Source organism: Kitasatospora sp. NA04385, assembly GCF_013364235.1.
GTDB lineage: Bacteria > Actinomycetota > Actinomycetes > Streptomycetales > Streptomycetaceae > Kitasatospora.
Map to the genome: position 1 here is coordinate 717627 of NZ_CP054919.1, position 21601 is coordinate 739227.

14 protein-coding genes and 1 pseudogene are annotated in these 21601 nt (G+C 72.2%); 3 read left to right on the forward strand and 12 right to left on the reverse strand.

All coding sequences use genetic code 11. From position 1 onward, the window contains the following. Positions 1-115 precede the first annotated feature (115 nt). The 3 genes from HUT16_RS03095 to HUT16_RS03105 all read right to left on the reverse strand — a co-directional run bounded on the left by HUT16_RS03095 (position 116) and on the right by HUT16_RS03105 (position 4032). Complete coding sequence (locus HUT16_RS03095; RefSeq protein WP_176185224.1) at positions 116-2128, reverse strand: SPFH domain-containing protein; 2013 nt, start codon at positions 2126-2128, stop codon at positions 116-118. 48 nt (positions 2129-2176) lie between these two features. Next, positions 2177-2779: a hypothetical protein gene (locus tag HUT16_RS03100; RefSeq protein WP_176185226.1), complete on the reverse strand. Its 603-nt coding sequence runs from the start codon at positions 2777-2779 to the stop codon at positions 2177-2179. A 143-nt stretch (positions 2780-2922) separates the two neighbouring features. After that, positions 2923-4032: a CdaR family transcriptional regulator gene (locus HUT16_RS03105; RefSeq protein ID WP_176185228.1), complete on the reverse strand. Its 1110-nt coding sequence runs from the start codon at positions 4030-4032 to the stop codon at positions 2923-2925. Positions 4033-4287: 255 nt separating this feature from the next. Between HUT16_RS03105 and HUT16_RS37755 the strand changes: the two are divergent. Further along, positions 4288-4377, forward strand: a pseudogene (locus HUT16_RS37755) (metal-dependent hydrolase); the annotation flags it as partial. 342 nt (positions 4378-4719) lie between these two features. Beyond that, entirely contained in the window at positions 4720-7425 is a 2706-nt protein-coding gene (locus HUT16_RS03110) for an NACHT domain-containing NTPase (RefSeq protein WP_176185230.1), read from the forward strand. 814 nt (positions 7426-8239) lie between these two features. Here HUT16_RS03110 and HUT16_RS03115 read toward each other — a convergent pair. Continuing rightward, positions 8240-9583 (reverse strand): GH1 family beta-glucosidase, encoded by a 1344-nt coding sequence (locus tag HUT16_RS03115; RefSeq protein WP_176192454.1) that lies wholly within the window; start codon positions 9581-9583, stop codon positions 8240-8242. Positions 9584-9830: 247 nt separating this feature from the next. Beyond that, entirely contained in the window at positions 9831-11159 is a 1329-nt protein-coding gene (locus tag HUT16_RS03120) for an amidohydrolase (protein ID WP_176185232.1), read from the reverse strand. 256 nt (positions 11160-11415) lie between these two features. On the opposite strand from HUT16_RS03120, the gene HUT16_RS03125 reads away from it, so the two are divergent. Next, positions 11416-11589 (forward strand): thiazolylpeptide-type bacteriocin, encoded by a 174-nt coding sequence (locus tag HUT16_RS03125; RefSeq protein WP_073810233.1) that lies wholly within the window; start codon positions 11416-11418, stop codon positions 11587-11589. Positions 11590-11788: 199 nt separating this feature from the next. On the opposite strand, the gene HUT16_RS03130 is transcribed toward HUT16_RS03125, so the two are convergent. The 7 genes from HUT16_RS03130 to HUT16_RS03160 all read right to left on the reverse strand — a co-directional run bounded on the left by HUT16_RS03130 (position 11789) and on the right by HUT16_RS03160 (position 21593). Next, complete coding sequence (locus HUT16_RS03130; protein ID WP_176185234.1) at positions 11789-13801, reverse strand: TOMM precursor leader peptide-binding protein; 2013 nt, start codon at positions 13799-13801, stop codon at positions 11789-11791. A gap of 508 nt (positions 13802-14309) precedes the next feature. Beyond that, positions 14310-15059, reverse strand: coding sequence for an ABC transporter permease (locus HUT16_RS03135; protein ID WP_176185236.1), 750 nt, complete (start codon positions 15057-15059; stop codon positions 14310-14312). Further along, on the reverse strand, positions 15056-15193 hold the full coding sequence (locus HUT16_RS03140) for a hypothetical protein (protein ID WP_176185238.1): 138 nt from the start codon (positions 15191-15193) through the stop codon (positions 15056-15058). Before HUT16_RS03140 ends, HUT16_RS03135 begins: the two co-directional genes overlap by 4 nt. Continuing rightward, a complete protein-coding gene (locus HUT16_RS03145; protein WP_176185240.1) occupies positions 15190-16113 on the reverse strand; it encodes an ABC transporter ATP-binding protein in 924 nt (307 codons plus the stop codon). Before HUT16_RS03145 ends, HUT16_RS03140 begins: the two co-directional genes overlap by 4 nt. Positions 16114-16253: 140 nt before the next feature. Next, complete coding sequence (locus HUT16_RS03150) at positions 16254-17504, reverse strand: peptidase M50 (RefSeq protein WP_176185242.1); 1251 nt, start codon at positions 17502-17504, stop codon at positions 16254-16256. Then, on the reverse strand, positions 17501-18631 hold the full coding sequence (locus HUT16_RS03155) for a lantibiotic dehydratase C-terminal domain-containing protein (protein ID WP_176185244.1): 1131 nt from the start codon (positions 18629-18631) through the stop codon (positions 17501-17503). The genes HUT16_RS03150 and HUT16_RS03155 overlap by 4 nt, the downstream gene beginning before the upstream one ends. Beyond that, positions 18624-21593 (reverse strand): lantibiotic dehydratase, encoded by a 2970-nt coding sequence (locus HUT16_RS03160; RefSeq protein WP_254897610.1) that lies wholly within the window; start codon positions 21591-21593, stop codon positions 18624-18626. Before HUT16_RS03160 ends, HUT16_RS03155 begins: the two co-directional genes overlap by 8 nt. Between the last annotated feature and the right edge of the window lie 8 nt (positions 21594-21601).

The window sequence follows — 21601 nt, forward strand, 5'->3', positions numbered from 1 at the left end:
CGTGCTCCCTCGCCGTTCCGTTCCCGCGTTCCCCGGGCCTGCCGCTTCGCACCGGGCCTGCCGGCTTCGCGCCGGGTCTGCCGCTTCGTACCGAGCCTGCCGCTTCGGGCCGGCCCTACTTCCGCGCGCTGCCGTTCAGGGCGGCGAGCGGTGTCTCGGCGAGGCCCAACTGCTGCGCGGAGGAGAGCAGTTGCCGCAGCGGGCCGGCCTGGTCGCCGCCGGAGTCGATGAGCTTCATCAGCAGCGCGGAGACGGTGAGGTGCTGCACGTCGGCGGCGGAGAAGGAGGACAGCACCCGGGTGAGGTCCTCGGTGAAGGGCCGGCTGCCGTCCAGCCACTCGCCGGTGAGGGCGCGGGCGGTGTCGGAGTGGGCGACGAAGGCGTCCACCGCCTTGCCCGCGGTCACCGACTGCACCAGGCGGTCGAAGAACACCGTGTCGCCGCCGACGATGTCGATGTTGGCCTTCTCCAACCCGGCCGCCACCAGGGCGGCCTGGGCCTCGGCGATCTGCCGCTGGGCGTCGAGCCCGGCCAGCCGGACGTCCTTCTCCGCGGCGAGGCGCAGCCGGTACTCCTCGTGGCCGCGGCCGGCCTCGTCCAGGGCGGCGATGGCGGCGGCCTTCTCGGTGAGCCCCTCGGCCTCGGCCTTGAGCTTCGCGCCGATCTCCCACGCGGCGGCCCGGGCCTTCTCGCCGAGGACGGCGGCCTCGGCCCGGCCGACCTTCTCGATCGCGCCCGCCTCCTGCTCGCGGACCCGGACCTGCGCCAGCCCCTCGGCGGCGGCCTCCGCCTGGGCGCCCTCGGCGAGGCGGACCTTGGCCTGGGCGTCGAGCTCGGAGGCGTCCCGGCGGGCCTCGGCCAGCACCCGGGCCTCCCGGGCCCGGTGCTCGGCGGCCTGCTCGGCGGCCTCGGCCGCCTTGATGTCCTTGACCAGCTTCTCCTGCGCCTCGGCCTCCGCCTGGATGACCGTCGCCCGGCGCAGCCGCTCCGCCTCCTCCACGGCGCGCAGCGTCTTGATGGACTCCTCCTGCTCGGCGACGGTGCGGTCCACCGCGACCCGCTCGCGGACCACGTCGGCGACCTCCCGCTTGCCGCCCTCGACCTCCATCGCCATGGCGATCCGGGCGAGTTCGGTCTCCCGGTCGCGGCCGACCACCTCCAGCAGCCGGTCCTTCTCGATCCGCTCGGTCTCCACCGCGATGACCCGCTCGCGGTTCTTCTGCGCCACGGCCACCTCGCGGGCCTGGTTCTCCCGCTGGATGCCCAGCTGCTCCTCGGTGCGGATGAACGCGGACTGGGCGCCGAGGCGCTCCTCCTCCTGGACCCGGGCGATCGCCGACTCCTCCTTGGCCCGCAGCGTCTCGATCTCCCGGCGCTGGCGGATCTCGGCGTCGGCCTGGCGCCGCTCCAGTTCCAGGACGGCCTCCCGGGCGTCCACGTTCTGGCGGGTGATCTCCTTCTCCTCGGTGCGCCGGTACTCGTTGGTGCGCACGTGCTCGATCGCGGTCAGCTCGGTGATCTTGCGGATGCCCTGGGCGTCCAGGATGTTGCCGGCGTCCAGCGCGGCCAGCGGCGTCTGCTCCAGGTGGTCGATCGCCGCGTCCTCCAGGCTGTAGCCGTTCAGGTCGGTGCCGATCACCGCGATGATCTGGTCGCGGAACTCGTGCCGGTGGGTGTACAGGTCGGTGAAGTCCATCTGCTTGCCGACCGTCTTGAGGGCCTCGGAGAACTTGGCGGAGAAGAACTCCTGCACCGCGGCCTGCTCGCTGGCCCGGGCGGTGCCGATCGCCTGCGCGACCTTGATCACGTCCTCGACGGTCTTGTTGACCCGGACGAAGAACGAGATCCGGATGTCGGCGCGGATGTTGTCCCGGCAGATCAGGCCGTCGCGGCCGGTGCGGGAGATCTCGATGGTCTTCACCGAGATGTCCATCTGCTCCGCCTTGTGGAGCACCGGCAGCACGATCGCCCCGGTGAAGGTCACGTCGACCTTCCGCGTCCGGGAGACGATCAGCGCCTTGCCCTGTTCGACCTTCCGGTACAGGCGGCTGGTGAGCAGCAGCAGCGCGAGTGCGATGAGCAGGGCGACGGCCACGAGCACGCCGAGGCCCACAGCGATGGTGTCCATCACGGGTCCTTTGGAAGAAGGGAGGTCACGGGCGCGCGGTGCGCGCGGTCACCGGTCGGAGGGCGCCGGATCGAACGGGGCGACGAGGAAGAACTCGCCGTCGGGGTCGTAGTCGAAGACCAGGGCGGTGCGGCCGATCGTCAGACCGGGCTCCTCGCCGCGGGAGCGGACCTGGACCACGGCGGTCGACCCGTCCTCGGCGCGCACCTCGGCCTGCCCGAAGTCCCCGGTGACCCGGCCGGTGCGCACCACGCAGATCCGGCCCACGAAGTCGTGCCGCCGCGCGGCGCGTTCTCGGGGGAAGAGCCGGGCGAGCGGGCGCACCAGCGCCCTCGTCCCGGCCCAGGCCGAGCCGACGGCGGCGGCGAGCACGGCGGCGCGGGCCGGCAGCCCCTCGGTCAGCGCCGAGCCCGCCAGGCTCACGAACCAGGCAATGGAGACCAGCAGGGAGACGACCACCGTGGCCGGCGCCCCGTCCCACCCCGGGTGGGCCGGAACCTCCCCGTGGGTGTCGACGCCCTGTCCCCCGTCCAGGACGTCGACACCCAGGCCACCGAGCAGCACCAGCCCCCAGTACCCGATGACCACCAGCAGCGCGAAGCTGAACAGGGCCGTCGGGAAACCCAACGCGGTCTCGATGAAACCGTGCACCGCCCCGCCCCCCTGCCTCGCGCCCGGCGCCGGTTCCCCCCGGCCCCGCAGTGATCGTGGCAGCGGGCACGCGGTCGGCACATTGCCAGGATCCGGCAATCTTTACGCGTCTTTTACACCTGGATCGGGCACGATCCGGCCGCTCACAGCGGACGCCTCGGCCAGTCCAGCATCCGGGCCCCCATCGCCGCGGTCTCCAGGGTGTAGCGGTGCAGCGCCTGCGACGGGTCGTAGCCCGTCAGGGACTTGATGCGCTCCAGCCGGTAGGACAGCGTCCGCACGCTCACCCCGAGCCTGCGGGCGGCCTCCGCGTTCACGTACCCGCTCTCCGCCTGGGCCGTGATGGTGTCCAGGAGCGGCCGGGCACCGCCGCGGGCGCCGGTCAGCGGCCCCAGGACGCTGTGCACCAGGTCCGCCATCGCGGCCCGGTCCCGCATCAGCACCGGGAAGACCAGCAGTTCCTCCGCCCGCAGCAGGGGGGCCGGCAGTGCGAGCCGGTCCGCGAAGTCCAGGGCGTCCAGCGCCTCCTCGTAGCTGCGCACCACCCCGCCGGCGCCGGAGTGCCGCCGTCCGGTGGCCACCCGCCGCCCCGGCCGGTAGCCCGCCCCGGGGTGCAGCGCGAGCTGCGCGAACGCCTCCAGCACCACCTGTTCGCTGTCCGGGGCGACGCACACCAGCCGCCCCTCCTTCGTCGCCAGCAGCACGTCCCGTTCGCCGAAGCGGCCCACCAGCTCCCGCTCCACCCGGCGCACCACCGGGTGCACGTCGTCGTACGGCTCCTGGCCGACCGCCACCGCCACCGCGTGCGCCCGGGCCAGCCGCAGGCCGAACCGCTCGGCCCGGGCGGCGAGCGTGCCGAGGTCGCTCCGCCCGAACAGCAGGTCGTCGATGAACTCCCGCCGCACGGCCTCCTCCTGCCGCATCGCCAGCCGCTGCGCCCGCTCGTGCCCCTCGCCCAGCGCGGCCAGCGCCGCGTCCGCGGCGGCCAGGACCGCCTCCCCCGCCCGGCGCAGCTCGCTGACCGTCGCGGCACCGGAGACACCGGGGAGGGACTGCCAGGCGTCCCGGCCGGCCCCCAGGCACCGGGTGACCAGTTCGCGCAGGCTGTGTCCGGCCTCCGCCCCGCGCTCGCCCAGGCTCCGGAGGGCCTCCAGCTCGGCGCGGCGCGGCGTGCGGCCGGTGCCGGACACCTCCGCGAGCAGATCGAGGTACCGCGTGCTCAGCTCGGTGGTGATCTCGTCGTCCATGGCCATGTGTCGTCGACTCCGCTGCCGGGACGGCCCGGTCCGGAAAGAGGTGGGCGGTAAGCACCCCCCGCGCCCGGCCGTCAGGTGCGCGGGCCGGTCGGACCCCGCCACCTCGACGGACCCTCGACACTCGACCGGGGCCATTCTGACGCACCCCCACCACCTCACGCGCCGGGCCGTCCGGGGGCCGGGGTGCCACCGCGACCGGCGCGACCGTCCGGTGATCACCAATGATGACGATCACACTCCATCGGGCGCCGGACGGCCTCGGGCCGCCCGGTCCGGTGGCCGGTCCCGATCGACCGCAAGCGCTGGTACCCGGCCGACCCGCCGAAGGGGATGCGGTTCCGGGCCTGAGCACGGTCGGCGCGCCGGCCGCTCTCCGGGCAGTCGGCCGACGGACCGCACCGGCACCGGTGGGCGACCGCTACCGGGCAGCCGACTTCGCCCGGTGAGCGGCAATCAGGTCGCGGTACCAGCCGAACGATGCCTTCGGAGCGCGCCTCTGCGTTCAAGTCAAGCTGGCATCCGATTGCGAGAGCAGGCAGACGACCTCTGTCCACCGGCCGCATCGCGACCGGCACGAGGGCAGCTCCCACCGGTGACGACAGCCCAGGTAATTTGACAGACCAGCGGCCACCTGATTGGTAGTGTTCTCGACCTTCCCGCCTGTCTGCATACTCTGGAGTGGATGTGACCATCGCGGACCTCGTCGCGGCACCCAAGCTGTCACAGGAAGCGTTCAGTGCGTTGGTCCATGTGGAGTACCAACTCCGCGTCCTGGGACTGGTATGCGCCGCTGCGGACGATGAGCCAAGCAAGTTCAGCACACCCGGCTCGCTCGAGTCGTGGGCGGATTACAGCAAGAAGCAGAGCGCGAAACTGGGATGCGCCGAGTGTCGCACGGACGCTACAGCAGTCGCTGACAGCATCAAGAGCACCGTGGTGTCGGAGCCAGAGCTGTCGATCAGGCTGGTGCGCAACCGGGTGTGCCATGGCGGTCCGGCTCCGGAGAACATCGACCACGCGGCACTGCACAAGGTCGTGACCGACAATGCCGAACGCATTGTGCGCATCTACGAACACGGCCACGTAGCCGACTTGGCGCCGTACTTTCGGACGGTCGACGGCGAACTCGCCGCGCTGCACTCGTTCTCCGGGACAGCTGCGACCTACTGGCCCCGCCGGACCGAAGCAGTCGATGTGACCGACGCCGACGTCGTGGATGCACTGAAGAAGTTGAACTTCAACCGCGGCGACCGCCTACTCGACGACTTCGCGCAGGACATCGAGCGAGACCTCAAGGGCTTCGCCGAGCGCGACTCCGTCTACGTTCTGGTGTCGCCACCCGAACCGATCGCGGTGCGTTGGGATCGACGCAGCTCAGACGGCCCGGTCCCGCGAGTCGACCGATTCGTCATCGGCTCCGACCACGCCAGGATGTGGGTAACGGAGTCGGGGCTGAGACCGTACAAGGAATTCCTCGCGGACGTCTGCAACTGGCCCCTGCTCAAGCGGCGGCTACTCGAGGAACTGGAGGAACAAGTCTCCGCTGAGAAGCAGATCAGCCGAGAGTTGTTCCCCAACCTCCAGCAGCGCGTTACCCATGTGCCAACGCTGGTGCAGTTTGACGATGACTACCAGGGCCCTCGAACTGACCTGACCATCACCGCAGCCTGCGCAGAGGTCACAGAAGGCATCCACTCCTACCGCGGCAGTACGAACCTCATCACTCTGACCGGCGAGGCAGGGGCTGGAAAGACGCACAGCCTGCTCCAGTTTGCACGGGATTCACTGGCCGCCAACGCTGGCCTTGCCCCTGTGGCAATCTACATTTCCTCGAGCAGGTCCAGCGCAACCAGTCTCGACAAGCTAATCACTGAACGGGTCGCCGGCACACGTATCCTGGACCGAGAACCAGTACTAGCCCTATGCCGAGCTGGCCTGGCAATACTGGTGATCGACGGCTTTGACGAGATGCTGGGTTTCCGATCCTATGACGATCCGTTGTCGGGCCTCCAACCAATCCTCGACCAGCTTCGCAATCGAGGAGCTGTCATTCTTTCCGCACGGGCAAGTTACTCAGAGGCACGACTCTGGAAAAGCCTGACAGAGCACCCAACCAAAGAGTCTCAGCACCGGCTAACGACGATGAAGTTGCAACCATGGCGGCGGTCACAGTTGACCGAACTCATGGAGAACCTTTCGATCGATGCGACAGCCACGGAGGAAGCCCCGGCCGTCCGACAGCTGTTGACCACACCATTCTTTTGTCTCGCCTACGCCGCCTGGAAACAGGATGACCGTTCAGGCGACTTTTTGCGCTTCGTGGTAGATACTTACCTCCAACGCGAGTTGAGCAAGCTAACGGACCTCCAAGGCAGTTCGCTCTTCACTCACGAAGAGCTCTCGGAGATCTTCTGCGAGGTCGCGGAGCTGACCGCTCGCAATGTGAGCGCGGAGGTCTCCGAGTCAGACCTTGTAGACGCAGCAGAGTATGCGTTGGGAAAGGACCTCAGCGAAAAGGAGCGACGTCGACTCGTAGCGCTGTGTGGCATGAGCGCCGACTGGTCGGAGCATGAGCTCTCCTTCAGCTTCACCCACCTCGCGGTTGCCGAGCACTTCCTTGCCAGACAGGTCGTCCGGTTGCCTTTCCCTCAGGCATTGGCGCTCCTGGCCGACGTGGCCATCTCTACTCTGTGTGCGCAGCTGATCGCCTCAATGTGGCCAGCGGCCCGAGGAGAGACATTGATCGCGCTGATCACAGCGCTTCAGGATCGGGTGAGTTCGGCCCCGTCGCCCCGCGAGTGCCAATCGGCAATGGCCAGCCTCGGAGAGCTGTGGGCGAGGGTTCACGGAACGGCACAGAACACGAGAACGGTGAGCCGGATTGTGGTCGACAGGCTTGAATTGAATGGTTCTGGGACAGTGACACTCGACCAGGTCCAGGTAAAATACCTGGTCGTCGGGCCGGGCGTTAAGGTCCGACTGACCAGCAGTCGAATCGAACAGTTGGACCTGTCCCGGACGTCCGGCAACCCACTACTGGACGATTCTCATAGTCAGGTAGATGAACTCTTCACTCAAGGCGGACTGGCGAGCACTCCCCGACGGATCAGGGAACTGCTCGGACTGCCCGAGGAGCCCGTTGATGAAAGCGCCATCGAGGCCTTCTTCCGGGAGAAGATCGCCAACGCCCGGGCACCGATTGTCGTGGATCGACAGTACAGCCCCCCGGACGAGGATGTCCGGTTCAAGTGGACGCGCGAGCACGGCGACAAGTGGCAGACCTACGCGAAGCGCCTGGTGTCCGAAGGCAAACTCATCGAGGAACGAGTGAACGCGGCCGGCCCGCCGAAGTGGCGCCTGCGCGTGACAGAGGCGTTCCTTGATCAGTGAGGTCCCGCATCAGATCTCCGATGCAAGCACCCCAAAGGATTGCTGGTAGCCGTCGGACCAGCAGTCATTCGCCATCGCGCCTGGTCGAGGAACTGCCCGCGTGGCCGGGTTGGCGAAGGCCGGGGCGGCAACCCCGTGTTGGCAGTGCAGGCCTCGGACGGCGCGTGTGCCGCTCCCAGAACCAAGTCGTAGCCACAGGCCGCTTGTTCCTGGTCTCGGCAGCTCCCTGGCCGCAGGGCCGAGGGTATCCGTCGTCGGCGCTATGGCGGTGCTGGTGTTTGTCGCGGGTGGCTCGGAGGTTGTCGAAGCGCGCGGACCAGGGGTACGGGTGAGGTGAGAATGACGGCCTCCATCCTGGGAGCGGCAACGTGGCTCGCAGACAGGGGCTTGGGTCGGCCGGGGCTACCCGGTCGACCCAGTCTCCCGGGCGAAAACCCCCCTCCGAAGGCACCAACTCCTGAAAGTTCAGCTTGGTTGACGCTAGAAAGATGACTTCTGCCTTGCAGGCACAGCCCGGGGTGGAGTTGGGGCGGGGGTGCGGCTCAGGCCACGAAAATGTGCGCGGAACGGCGAAGGAGGACGGCGGCACCATACGACGGTAGGTGCCGGGTGTGCGATTTTACCCACGGAGACACAAGGCGGCTCCTCCCCATGCGAGCGGCCCGTGGATGAACCACTGGCGATGGGCTGTGGACTTACCGAACGCCCTGCCATTTGCTTACCAGCCATTGCTCAAATGCGCCGGGCCACTCCGTTCAGACAGCCCCTCGAACGACACCAGAAGGCCGCACGTTCTCCAAAGTCCAGCGGCCAATTACCCCGAATGACAAGCACGGTGGGCACTGATCAGGTCGCGGTACCAGCCGAACGATGCTTTCGGGGTCCGCTGCTGGGTGGCGAAGTCGACGTGGACCAGGCCGAAGCGCTGGCTGTAGCCCTCGGCCCATTCGAAGTTGTCGAGGAGGGACCAGGTGCAGTAGCCGCGGACGTCGATGCCCGCGGCGGTGGCGCGGGCGAGGGCGTCGAGGTGGGTGGCGAGGTAGTGGGTGCGGGGGGTGTCGTCGAGGGTGGCGTCGGTGGAGCAGCCGTTCTCGGTGACGGTGATCGGGGGGAGGGCGGCGCCGTAGCGCTCGCGCAGGGTGAGGAGGAGCTCGGTGAGGCCCTCGGGGACGACGGGCCAGCCGAAGTGGGTGTGCGGGACGCCTTCGATCGGGGCTTCGGCGAAGGGGAGGAGGGGGTCGGAGTCGGTGGGGGCGGCGATGCGGGTGGGGTTGTAGTAGTTGACGCCGAGTCCGTCCAGGCCGGCCCAGGAGATCAGGGCGAGGTCGCCGTCCCGGACGGCGCCGTGCAGGTCCGGTCCGACGCCGTACGCGGAAAGGTCCGGATAGCGACCGAGCAGGAGCGGGTCGGTGAACAGCCGGTTGTGCAGGGCGTCGTAGGCGTCGGCGGCGGCGAGGTCGGCCGGGTCGGCACTGGCCGGGCGGACGGGGGTGAGGTTGTTGGCGATCAGGACCTCGCGGCCGCGGCTGCGCAGTTCGGCGGCGGCCAGGCCGTGGCCGAGGAGCTGGTGGTGGGCGGCGGGCAGGGCGTCCAGCATCAGGGCGCGGCCCGGGGCGTGGATGCCGAGGGCGTAGCCGTACACCATGTGCACGAAGGGCTCGTTGAGGGTGATCCAGGCCGGGACGCGGTCGCCGAGGCGGTCGGCGGCCAGCACGGCGTACTCGGCGAAGCGGTGGGCGGTGTCGCGGTGCAGCCAACCGCCCTCGTCCTCCAGGGCCTGCGGGAGGTCCCAGTGGAAGAGGGTGGGCAGCGGGGTGATCCCGGCCTCGAGCAGGCCGTCGACCAGGCGCTCGTAGAAGTCGAGCCCGGCCGGGTTGGCGGGGCCGCGGCCGGTGGGCTGGACGCGTGTCCAGGCGAGCGAGAACCGGTAGGTGTCCAGGCCGAGTTCGCGCATCAGGGCGATGTCCTCGGGCCAGCGGTGGTAGTGGTCGCAGGCGGTGCGGCCGCTGTCGCCGTCCTTCACCGCGCCGGGGCGTTCGCAGAAGGTGTCCCAGATCGACGGGCCGCGGCCGTCCTGGTCGACCGCGCCCTCGACCTGGTAGGCGGCGGTGGAGACGCCCCAGCGGAATCCGGCGGGCAGGTCGTGGCGGTCCGGCATGGCGGTCTCCTGGCGGTCGGCGAGTGCGGGGGCTGACACGGAAGCTAATGCGAGGAGGACTCATGTTAGTGCCGCGGCGCCGAAACGCCAGGGGGCCGGACGGGCCCGAAGCGCTGCGCGCGGTCGGCGCCGCCCTTGCGGTGGCGTGCGGGAGGGAGGGAGGGAGGGGAGTGGGCGCCCGGCTCGGCCGTCCGGGCCGCCGTTCAGGGGCCTCCCCGCATAGGGCTCCCGCTCGGGGGCCTCCCGTTCAGGGGCGGGCGAGCGCGGCGAGGGACGCGGCGTGCAGGGCGGCGATGCCGGTGCGCAGGGTGGTGCCGACGTGCGGGCGGAACAGCGGGGAGTGGTTGGCCGGGAGGGCGGCGAGCTTCTCGGTGGCGCCGGTGCCCGGGGCGGCGGCCCACTGCTCGGGGCCGACCGTGCCGAGCATCCAGTAGGCGGTGCGGATGCCGGGAACGCCGTGCAGGTGGACCCCGTCCGGCCCGAACAGCGGGAAGTCCTCGGTGGCCGGTGCCGGGGGCCACTCGGCGACGCGCTGCGGGCCGAACAACTCCCGGTGGACGGTGCGCAGTTGATCAGTGAGGGCCGGGTCCGGGGTGTGCGGGCCGGAACGGGACAGCTCCTCGATCTCCGGTTCGCGCGGACAGTCGGAGGCCTGCGCCTCGGCCCGGACGATCCGCCGCACCGCGCCGACGGCCCGTTCCAGGGCGGCCTCGGTGAAGGCCCGGACGGTCAGCCGCAGCACCGCCCGCTCCGGGATGACGTTGCCCTCCTCCCCCGCCTCCACCGAGCCCACGGTGACCACCAGTTGCTCGGCCGGGGAGGTCTCCCGGGCTACGATCGACTGGATCCGCAGCACCACCGCGGCGGCGGCCAGCACCGGGTCGACCGCCAGGTGCGGCGTCCCCGCGTGCCCGCCCCGGCCGTGGATCACCACCCGCAGCGTCCGACTGCCCGCCGTCACCGGGCCCCGGCCGTGCGCCACCATCCCCGCGGGCAGCGGGGCGGTGTGCTGGGCCAGGACCACCGAGGGCGGCTCGAAGCGCCGGTAGAGGCCGGCCTCCAGCATCGCCCGGGCCCCGGCGAGGGTCTCCTCCGCGGGCTGGCCGACCACCAGCACGGTGCCGCGCCACTGCGCGCGGCTCCCGGCCAGCGCGGCCGCGGCCCCGACCGCGCAGGCGAGGTGCACGTCGTGGCCGCAGGCGTGCATCACCGGGACGCACCGCCCGTCGGCCGTCCGCCCGGTCGCGGTGCTCGCGTAGGGCAGGCCGGTGCGCTCGGCCACCGGGAGGGCGTCCAGCTCGGCGCGGAGCATCACCACCGGCCCCGGGCCGTTGCGCAGGACGGCCGCCACGCCGTGGCCGCCGATGCCCGTGGCGACCCGGTAGCCGGCCTCGGCGAGCGGGGCGGCGAAGCGGGCGGCGGTGCGCTCCTCGGCGCCGGACAGCTCCGGGTGGCGATGCAGGTCGAGGTAGAGCTCGGCGGCCCGGGCGAGTTCGGCGGGCGTGGGGACGGGGACGGGGGCGGAGGTGGGGGTGGGTTCGGGGACGGGCGCGGGAAGGGCTTCGGCGGTGCTCATCGGGTGGGCTCCTCGTCGGGCTGGTCGGGTCGGGGCTGGTCGGAGCGGGTTCGGGGGTGGGGGTTCGGGGGTGGGGGTTCTCGGGCGGGGGCCGGGGTGTCAGTGGGTTGTCAGTGCGGTGCGGCCGGTGCCGCCAGCGCCGGTCGATAGAACTGTCTTGTGAACGGGGGACGTTGAAGCAGGTCCACCGATCCGATCACCGCCGGTCCGGCCGCCGTGGCCGCGCCGTCCGCCCCGCACCGGAAGGAGAAGTGACATGGCTGACACTTCGCTCGCCTCGCTCGCCCAGGAGATCCTGAACCTCGAGTCGGAGACCTTCGAGATCAGCGACTACTCGGACACCAGCGAGGTCATGCTGGGCTCGTCCACCAGTTGCTCGAGCACCAGCACCTGTTCCAGCACCACCTCCACCACCAGCTGCACCGCCTGACCCTGCGGTCAGCCCCCGGGCAGCGTGTCGGCGGCCCCCCGTCCCTCCGGACGGGGGGCCGCCGGCCGTGGGTGGGACTGCCGGGCGTCGGCTGCCGGACGCTGACCGGCGGCCGATGGCCGCCGGTCTCGGTCGTGGGTCGTGGGTCACCGGTCTCGGGTCGTGGGTTACGGGCCGCCGGTCGCGGGTGGTGCGGGGATCACGGGAACGGGTGGGGCACCAGGCGGAGTTCGGCGTCGGACAGGTCGGTGTCGCGCAGGCCGCCGCGGCGCAGCGCGGTGCGCAGCCGGGGCAGGTGCAGGGCGCGCTGGCGGGTCCAGCCGAAGTCGATGGGCAGCAGGCCGGGGACGATGGTGCAGACGGTGTGCAGGCCGAGGGCGCGCTGTTCGGGGGTGGTCTGGTCGACGGCGATCACGTCGTACCCGGCGCCGGTCAGCTGGTCGCGGCAGAACAGCAGGTCGTCCAGCAGGTCCGGGCCGCGCGGGCAGTCGCGGTCCCAGTCGGCGTAGAGCTCGGCGGCGGGGCGGGCGGGGGCGGCGGGCTCCAGGTAGCTGCGGGCGTGCCGGGCCATCTGCGGCAGGCCGAACAGCGCGGCGTGGTCGGGGAGCCGGCGGACCAGGTCGAAGTCCTCGGCCATCGCGGCGAGTTCGGCCGGGCGTTCGCGGACCTGGCCGGGCAGGTGCGGGATGTAGGTGAGGATCTCGGAGACGGCCGATTCGATGGTGTCCGCGGGGTCGAGTCCGGCGGCGGCGGCGAAGGCCAGCGTGCCGGGGCCGCCGTCGCGGCGGACGGCGAGCGCGGTGACCACCGGGACGGACAGGTCGATCCGGTTGTCGAAGGCGTGCACGTCGTAGCCGAGCAGGGCGGCCCGGTCGAGCATCCCGCGCAGCGCGGGGCCGGGGCCGGAGCCCGCGCCCGGGCCGGAGCCGGAGCCGGAGCCGGAGCCGGCGGTCAGGTCGATCTCCGGCAGCTGGGCGTTGCCGTACCAGCCGAGCAGGAAGGCGTCCCGCTCGATCAGTTCGAGCAGGCCGTACAGGATCGCCTCCTCCGGGCAGCTGCCGGTGGCGCAGCCGTTGGAGCACTCGAAGACGAAGTTGTCGGCGGCCGTTCCGGCGCTGTAGTAGCAGAGCCGGGCCGGGACCAGCACGGGTGCCTCGTCGCGGAGCGACCAGCCCTCGACCCAGGGGATCGGCCGGTCGGGGTCGAACGGGGCGAGCATCGGGTCCTCGCGGTAGGTGCGCGGCGCGTACAGGCCGCAGGTGCGCGGGTCGAGGGCGGCGGCGCCCAGGTTGCGGTAGGAGTCGACCAGCAGCGGCGCGGGGTCGCGGCGGTGGGTGCCCGCGTACCGTTCGAGGCCCTCCAGGAAGGCCAGCGCGCGGCTGCGGCGGAAGGAGTTGGCCTGGCCGCTCCAGGTGACGTCGGTGAGCCCCGCGTACCCCCGCATGAAGACCGTCCCGGCGACGGGCGCGGTGGTGGGCGAGCCGACGTCGGACCAGGTGCCCGCACCGAGCACCCCGCAGACCGGATTGGCGAGCGCCGCCTCGGGCAGCGGGTACGAGTCGGCGGAACGCAGCCGCCGGCTGCCGGGGAACGGCCGGGGACGCGAGACGAGCGGCAGGACGGACTCCGTTCCTGTCCCTGCCCCTGTCCCTGCCCCTGCCCCTGCCTCCGGCGGGGTCGGCGGAGTCGGCGGGGTCTCGGCGACGCAGGACGGGCAGAGCGGCTCGGCCAGCAGCGGGACGGTGCGCACCTGGAGGGTCTCCAGGTCGAGCCGGGAGACCTGGGGCAGGTCGGTGGCGCGGCGCCCCGGAACGGTGGTGAGGCGGTGCAGGGCCCAGACGGCGTCGACGGCGTGGTCCGGCAGCGGAGGCAGGCCGGCGCCGGACAGTGTGGCGGTGCCGCCGGTCTCCAGGGCCTCGCGCTCGGTACGGCTGCGCAGGCGCTGCCAGCGCATCGCCAGGCAGGTACCGCAGGCCCGCACGGCGTCGGGGTCGCCGCCCCAGGGGCCGATCAGGACGCTCTGCGAGGTGAGGTGCACGGTCGCGCCGGCCCGCAGCCGGGCCGCGTCGGCGGCTTCGGGGCGCAGCAGGTCGGTGCCGCCGAGCACGGCGACCGCCGGGGCGGGGGCCGCGTCGGCGGTGGCGCGTTCGGCGAGTTGGCGGGCCAGCTGCTGCCCGGCCTCCTCGAAGGCGGCGGGGGCGGGGGTGGTCATCTGCTGCCTCCGGGGTCGGGGGGCTGGTGTGGTGGGCGGGGCGGGGCGGGGCGGGGTGCTGCGTGCGGGGTGCGGGTGCTGCGTGCGGGTGGCGGGTGGCGCGGCGGGCTCGACGGTCCGTGATGCGTCATGTGTGTCGTGGCACCCGTGACCCGGCACGTGTGGCGCGACATGCATGACGTGACACCTGTGTTGCGGCACGCATGACACCGCACGGATGACGCAGCATCAGGTGTCGGAGCATGAATGTCGCGTCATACGTGACACGCCATGGATGTCACAGCATGCGTGACGCGACATGCGTGACGCGGCATCCATGCGGCGTCATGCATGTCACGACACCCGTGTCACGGCACCCATGTCGCGACACGCATCCACGGCACACATGACGCGACATACGTGACACGGCATACGTGTCACGACACGTGTGATGCGTAACGCGTGACGCGACATGCACGGCACGACACCCATGTCACGACACCGGTGTTGCACCATGCATGACGCGACATCAGTCGCGGTTGCTCCAGCGGAAGGTCTTGGCCGCGAGCAGCGTGAAGAGCAGCGTGAACCCGAGCAGGGCCGCGCTGTCCAGGAACGGGAGCAGGGTGCCGCCCCGGCCGCCCAGGGTATCGGTGACGCCCTCGTCGAAGTAGCGCAGCGGCAGGGCCCGGGAGAAGCCCTGCAACCAGCCCGGCATCAGGTCGATGGGGTAGAAGGCGCCGGAGAGGAAGGCCATCGGGACCATCAGGCAGTTGGCGACCGCGGCCACGGCCTCGGGGGTGCTGGCCAGGGTGCCGACCACCAGGCCGAGGGCGGCGAAGGCGGTGGTGCCGGTGATCAGCACGGGCAGGGCGAGCGGCCAGGAGCTGGACAGGTGCAGGTCGAAGGCGGCGATGGCGACGGCGATGAAGAGGAGGGCCTGCACCAGTCCGGTGCCGAGGGCCACCACGTAGCGGGCGCCGAGCACGGTGGGCAGCGGGGTGGGGGTGCGCCAGATGAGGCGCAGCAGGTCGTCGCGGCGCCAGTGCATCAGGGTGAAGGCGACGCCGAACACGGCGGCGTTGCCGATGCCCCAGGAGAGCACGCCGGGGGCGATGTAGCTGATGTACGACAGGCCGCCGTCGACGGACTGGCCCTGGAAGAGCGTGCCGAAGACGGCCAGGAAGGCGAGCGGGAACGCGAAGGTGAAGATCACCGAGGTGCGGTCGCGCAGGTAGGCGAGGTAGCTCGCCCTGGTCACGGCGGTGTAGGCGTTCACGGTCGGTACTCCGTTGCGGTCGGTTCCGGGCGGGCGACGGCGGGGGCGGGGGCGGGGGCAGCGGGGCTGTCGGCCGGGTTGTCGGCGAGGCTGTCGGCCGGGCTGGTGGCCGGGCCGTCGGTGGGGGCGGTCACGGGTGGCGTTCCGACGCGGTGAGTTCGAGGTAGGCGTCCTCCAGGGTCGCCGTGCGGGTGGTGACCTCCTCCAGGCCGACCAGGTCGCCCAGTTCGATCAGCACCTGGTTGGCGACGCGGGTGGAGATGACCGTCTCGCCGCCCTCGACGGTGACCTGGTCGACGCCGGCGAGCCGGCGGGCGTCCTCCGGGGCGACGCGGTGCAGCGGGACGCGCAGCCGGGTGGGGGCGGCGAGGGCCTTAACCAGGTGGCGCGGGCTGTCGAGGGCCAGCACCGAGCCGTGGGCGACGATCGCGACCCGATCGCACAGCGCCTCGGCCTCGTCCAGGTGGTGGGTGGTGTAGACGATGGTGCGGCCGCCGCTGTGCAGGTTGCGCAGCACCTCCCAGAGCGAGCGGCGGGCCGCCGGGTCGAGGGCGGCAGTGGGCTCGTCCAGGAAGATCAGTTCGGGGTCGTGGACGAGTGCGGTGGCCAGGGCCAGGCGTTGGCGCTGGCCGCCGGAGAGTTGGGCGACCCGGCGGTCGGCGTGCTCGCCGAGGTCGACCAGGTCGAGGGCGCGGGTGGCAGCGGACGCGTCCAGGCGGTAGAGCGCGGCGACGGTGACCAGGTGTTCGCGGGCGGTCAGCCGGGTGAAGAAGGCCGAGCTCTGGGTCTGGATGCCCAGGCGCCGCAGCAGGGCGGTGTTCCTGGGCCAGGGGCTCTCGCCGAGGACGCTGACGGTGCCCGCGTCCGGGGTCCGCAGCCCCTCGACGATCTCCACCAGGGTGGTCTTGCCCGCGCCGTTGGGGCCGAGGATGCCGAAGAACTCGCCCCGCTCCACCGTCAGTGACACCCCGTCGAGGGCCTGGACCTGGCCGTACCGCTTGCGGACGCCGTCCAGTGCCACCGCCGCGTCCGGGCGGCTGTCGCCTGTGCTCATCCCGCTGCTCCCTCTCCTCACCGACTGCGTCCGGGTTGCTGTTAGTGCTGGTGCTGTTGGTCTTGCTGGTGCTGGCGTCGTTGCTCCTGTTGCCGTCGGAGCCTCCGTGGCCCCCGCGGCCTGCTCGGTTCGCTCGGGCATCAGGTCACCTGCCCGGCGCGGGCGGCCGCCGGGCCGCGGGCGTTGCGGTAGGCCATGCCGGCCGCCCGCAGCAGCAGGGCGGCCAGAACCGCCAGGGCGGGCAGGACACCGACGAGCGGGCCGTAGTGGTCGGCGAGCAGGAGGCCGGCGGCGGTCAGCAGGGTGATCGCCAGGGCGGCGCAGCCGAGGGCGTACCCGCCGAGGACGAGGCGGAGCCTGGTCGGGTAGCGGCGCAGTTCGGTGTGGTCGCGGCGGATGGTGGCGCGGGCCAGGACGAGGACGAACGTGCGGCTCTCGGTGGCCAGTTGGAGGCAGTCCAGGGCGTACCCGAGTGCCTTGTAGCCGTCCAGCGGGGGCAGGGGCAGCAGGTTGCCGAGGGCGACGGCGGTGCCGAGCAGCAGCAGGGCGCCGAGGAAGGGGCGGGCCTGGGCGTGTTCGGGCAACAGGAGCCGGGCGGGCCAGAAGGGCAGCAGGAAGGCCAGGTTGGCGACGGCTCCGGCGGCGGCGGTGGCGATCTGCTCGCGGCGGCGGGCGAAGAACCGGACGTTCTCCACCTCGCAGTACAGGTAGGTGACCGGCAGCCGCCAGCGCAGGCCGATCTCGCCGACCCGGCCGCCGAAGGCCCGTCCGACCAGCCCGTGGGCGAGTTCGTGCAGGGCGAGGCTGGTCCAGAGCAGGACGCCGACGGCCAGCAGGGCGACGGGGTTGCGGGCCAGGGTGGCGGTCTCGTCGACCAGCGTGCCGAACTCGGCGGCGACCGCGACGAGCAGCGCGGTGACCAGGGCGAGCAGCGGGACGAGGAAGGCGGGGCGGCGGGCGAAGCCGGTGGCGTGGTGCAGCCGGTCGAGCAGGGCGGGCGCGTCGGCGACCAGCCGGATCCGGCCGGCCAGCATTCCCGAGCGGTCGGCGGCGGCACCGGCCGGGGCGGCGAGCGATGCGGCGGACGGTGCGGGGCGGGCGGAGCCTTCGAGCAGGCCCCGGGTGTGCAGCAGGCCGAGCAGTTGCTGCCACTGCGGTTCGCCGAGCCGGGCCCGGAAGCGCACCGCGTACTGGTCGCCGATCTCCGCCAGGGTACGGGTGCCGTCGAGTCGGGCGATGACGAAGTGCTCCTTCGGCCCGACCTCCAACTGCCGTTCGCCGAGCGGGTCCCAGAGCAGGTGGACCTCGGCGGCGCCGCGGCGCAGCGGTCGACTGATCCGCAGTTCGGGGCGGACCCGGGGCTTCAGGTCGAGGAGTCGGTGGCTCTTCACCGGACCGCCTCGGGCCGGGGCTCGCGCAGGGCGCGGGCCAGGACGTAGGAGAGGAACGCCTCGTCGCGGACGGTGGCGGAGAGCCGGTTGTTGGTCATGTGCGCGTACGGGAAGAGCAGCATCGGCAGGGCCTGGGCGGGGTCGGTGACGGTCAGGTCGCGTTCGCCGTCCCAGGAGCGGAAGACCAGCAGGCCGCGGCGGGACAGGTCTGCGGCCCGGTCGCGCAGTTCGAGGCAGTGTTCGGCCCAGCCGCGCAGCATGCTGGGCAGCCGGTCGGGGGCGCCGTCCGCGATCGCCGCGCGGATCGCCCGGAACCTGGCGGGGAAGGTGTCGCCCATGCTGGTGTAGGCGCGGTCGTAGCCTTGCTGGGCGGTGTAGTTGGTGCCGGCGAAGGAGCGGTTCCAGAAGGCGTGGTAGCGGTCGAGGAAGACCAGCAGGTCGTCCTCGTCGGGCAGGAAGCAGGCCGCCATGGTCATCATCAACTGGGCGGTGAGGCCGAGCACCACGGTGCGCAGATGCAGGTTCATGGTGCGGGTGGCTTCGATCACCAGGTCGCTGGAGTGCTGGAAGTGCCACTCGGCGAGTTCGATCCCGGCCGGGCCGCCGTACTTGCCGTACTCGGGCTCGTACGGTTCGAGGGTGGCGGTGTTGTTCTCGCGCAGCCGCATCCGGCCGTCGGGGCCGAGCAGTTCGGCGCGTTCCTCGGGGGTGAACTCCAGCTCGAACATGGTGTTGTAGAGCTCGGCGAAGAAGCTGTCCTCCACCTGGTAGAGGGCGGGGCGGCGGCGCAGGAACTCTGCGACGGCCGCCTCGGCGCGTCGGCGGACCTCGGGGGCGGCCTCGGGGGTGGCGGGACGCAGGCGCAGGCGCAGGTGCGGGCCCTCCACCCAGTAGTTGATGAAGAAGTACCCGGCGAGCAGGCCCTCTTCGGTGAGTTCGGCGACCAGCGGGCGCACGCACTGGAGCAGCAGCGGGCGGGTGCTGGCGGCGTAGAAGACGTGCAGCGCGAGCCACTCCCCCGGTGCGGGAGCCGGGAGTTGGGCGGGAGCCGGGAGTCCGGCGGGAGCGGGGAGTTGGGCGGTGGCGGGGAGTTCGGCGGTGGCGGTGGGTGCGGGCCGGTCAGTCATGGTTCGGCTCTCCTTGCCGCTGTTCGGGCGCGGCGGCCTGCGGACGGGGCGTGATCTCCAGGGCCAGTTCGGCGACGTGGGTGCCCCGGGCGGAGCGGACGTGCAGGGCGTCCTCGCCGGGGAGCATCTCCTCCAGGACGAGCCGTCCGGGGCCGCCGGACGGTGTGCCGGAGAGCAGTCCGTCCAGTGCGGTCAAGGACAGCGGGCTGGCGAAGTCAACGTACTGCGGTTTGGCGGCGGCGCCGGTCGCGGAGCGGGTGCGGGCGAACACCCGGACCGGCAGGGCGTGCCGGCGGCGCCAGCGCTGCCACTCCAGGTAGCGTTCCGACTCGCTTGCACCGGGCGGGAGTTGGGGCAGCGCCTCGGGGGCGGCGGTCCAGCTGCGCCGGTGCAGGATGAGGCTGCCGTAGCGGACCCGGGGCCTGCGGGTGACGCCGTCCACCGCCGGTCCGGCGGGCACTCCGCGCCACAGTTCGGGGGTGACCCGGGAGGTCGGCGAGAACAGCAGCAGGCTGCGCGGGATGTCGGGCAGCACCATCGGGACGAGGTAGCCGAGGTAGACCGGGACCACCTCGGCGTCCAGACGGCGCGAGCGCAGCACCAGCCGGTCGGCGGCCGGGTCGTGCTCGACGTACAGGTCGTCGAGGTGGATCCGCGCCTCGGCGGGGGCGGTGCTGGTCTCGCCCGGGCAGACCAGCTCGTAGTCGGTCAGACGGGCGTGCAGGTTCAGGTTGGTGGTCGCGGCCCCGGCGGTGACCTCGGCGAGGACCGCCCCCTCCGGCGCCACCTCGCGCAGGGCGGCCCGCAGGTCGGCGGACAGGTCCGTGGACAGGTCCGCGGACAGGTCCGCGGACAGGTCGGCGCGCGGATCGGAGGCGGCACTGGGGGTAGCACCGGGGGCGGCGTCGGGGGAAGCGGCGCCGGACCGCTCGAAGCAGTGGGTGAACCGGGTGAACGGGAAGCACAGGCCGCCGTACGAGTGGTTCAGCACCGCCAGTGGTTCGCCGTCCCGGATGGAGAGTTGGACGAAGTGGCTGTGCGGGGCGAAGTCGCCGCCGATCGGGGCGAGCCGGTCGGCCACGGCGGCCAGGTCGGCGGCGTCGAGGGTCAGCTCCTCCGCGTCCGGCGGCAGCTGCTGCGACAACTCGGCCATCCGCCGGGACAGTTCGGCGCGGGCCCGGTCGAGTGCGGTGATCTCCGGGAGCCCGAGCCAGTTCTCCTCCTTCGGGAGGGCGCCGTGCTCCGCCTCGGCGGGCTTGGCTGCGGTGAACTGGAGGTACTGGTGGAAGATGTCCTCGTGGAAGTCGTGGACGAGTTGCAGCAGGTCGTCGCTGCGCCCGCCCCGGCCGTGGCGGGCGAGGAAGAAGCCCTTGAGGGTGAGGCGTTGGGCCAGGCCGAGGTCGAAGACCGGCAGGATCCGGGCGAGTTCGGCGAGCGGTCGGGCCGCCGGTTCGGCCCAGGGCCGGGCGGCGGTCGCGACCTCTCCGGCGGAGACGTCCTCGTACAGCAGGGTGTGCGGCACGGCCGCCCCGCCCTCACCCAACTCGCGCTGGATGTCGGCGAGTTCGCTCCTGATCCGGGCCAGCAGGGCGCGCCGGGTCGGGACGTCCGCGCCGGGGTAGCGGCGGAGGGCGGCGAGCGGGCCGGAGAGCCGGTCGGCGATGTCCTCGGCCCACGGGCGGTCGAGTGAGCGCAGCGCGAGCTGGAAGGCGTGCAGCGGGTCGGCGGTGTGCACGTCGGTGGCGAGCAGCGGGAGTTGGAGGACGCCGACCTCCAGCAGGGCGGCCAGGTACCGTTCGGCGTCGCCCTCCCCGTCCGACTCCCCCATCGGGCCCAGTTCGGCGTCGAGCGCGGCCGCGAGCTCGCCGAAGCGGACCTGCGGGCGCTGCCGGAAGATGCCGAGCAGGTGGTCCAGGACTCCGCTGAGCCGCAGGAAGAACAGCCGGTCGCGGGCCGCGTCGAAGCTCACGGCGGCGTCGGTGTCGCCTGCGGTCACCGAGCGCCGCACGTAGCGGACCCGGTCCTCGGTCAGCTCCAGGCCGGACGCGGGGGCCACCGGCAGGTCGTTGCGGCGGTCCGGGTCGGCGGCGACGAGCTCGGCCAGCCGGGCCAGCACCACGACGTTCAGCCGGGGGTGGCTGCCGCGCGCTTCGCCCAGCAGCAGCTCCGTCCCGAGGCCGCCCGCTCCGAGAGCGCCCGCTCCAAGGCCGCCCGCACGGGATGCGGCTCCGGGTTCGGTGCCGGGTGCGGCTACGGGTTCGGTGCGGCCGCTGCCGGAGGTGTCGAAGGTGCCGGCCGCGACCGGGGTGAAGGTGCTGAACGGGCTGGTCTTGCAGGCCGTCCGGTACAGGTAGGACAGCAGCGACCGCTCGGCCTTGCGGGTGCGCTTGTCCGGGGCCGCGCTGGGCGCGGCGAGGCCGTCCAGTCGGCCTTCCAGCGACGGGGAGGCGAGCAGCAGCCCGAGCCGCAGTTCGTCCAGCCCGGCGAGGCGACGCAACTCGGCCCGGGTGCGCAGGAGTTCGCGCTCGAAGAGCGGGGTTCCGGCCTCCCGCAGCCTGGTCAGCTCCTCCCGGGCCGCCAGCCAGCGGGTGAGCAACTCGGCTGCTCCGGCGTCCAGTCGGGCCACCAGGTCGAGCAGGGCGAGCAGTTCGGCGGAGCGTTCGGGCATCCGGTTGTTGAACACCCGGCGGCGCAGGGCGAGCAGGCCGCGGCGCTGCTCGGCCTCGGGGGCGGCCTTGACCAGCGCCGAGAGCGGGTCGCTGAGCCGGGCCCCGAGGTCGGCGAGGCGGTCCTCCTCGGCCGCCACCCGTTCCGCCCAGTCGTAGGCTTCGGCCGACCGCAGGCCGTGCACCGCCTCGACCGGCAGGCCGCCGACCCGGAGCATGAACCGGGCGCCGAGGGCGAGTTCGCGTCGCGCACCGGCCGTACTCGTACCGGCCGCGGTGGTTGTTGTGGTGGTCACCGTCTCCT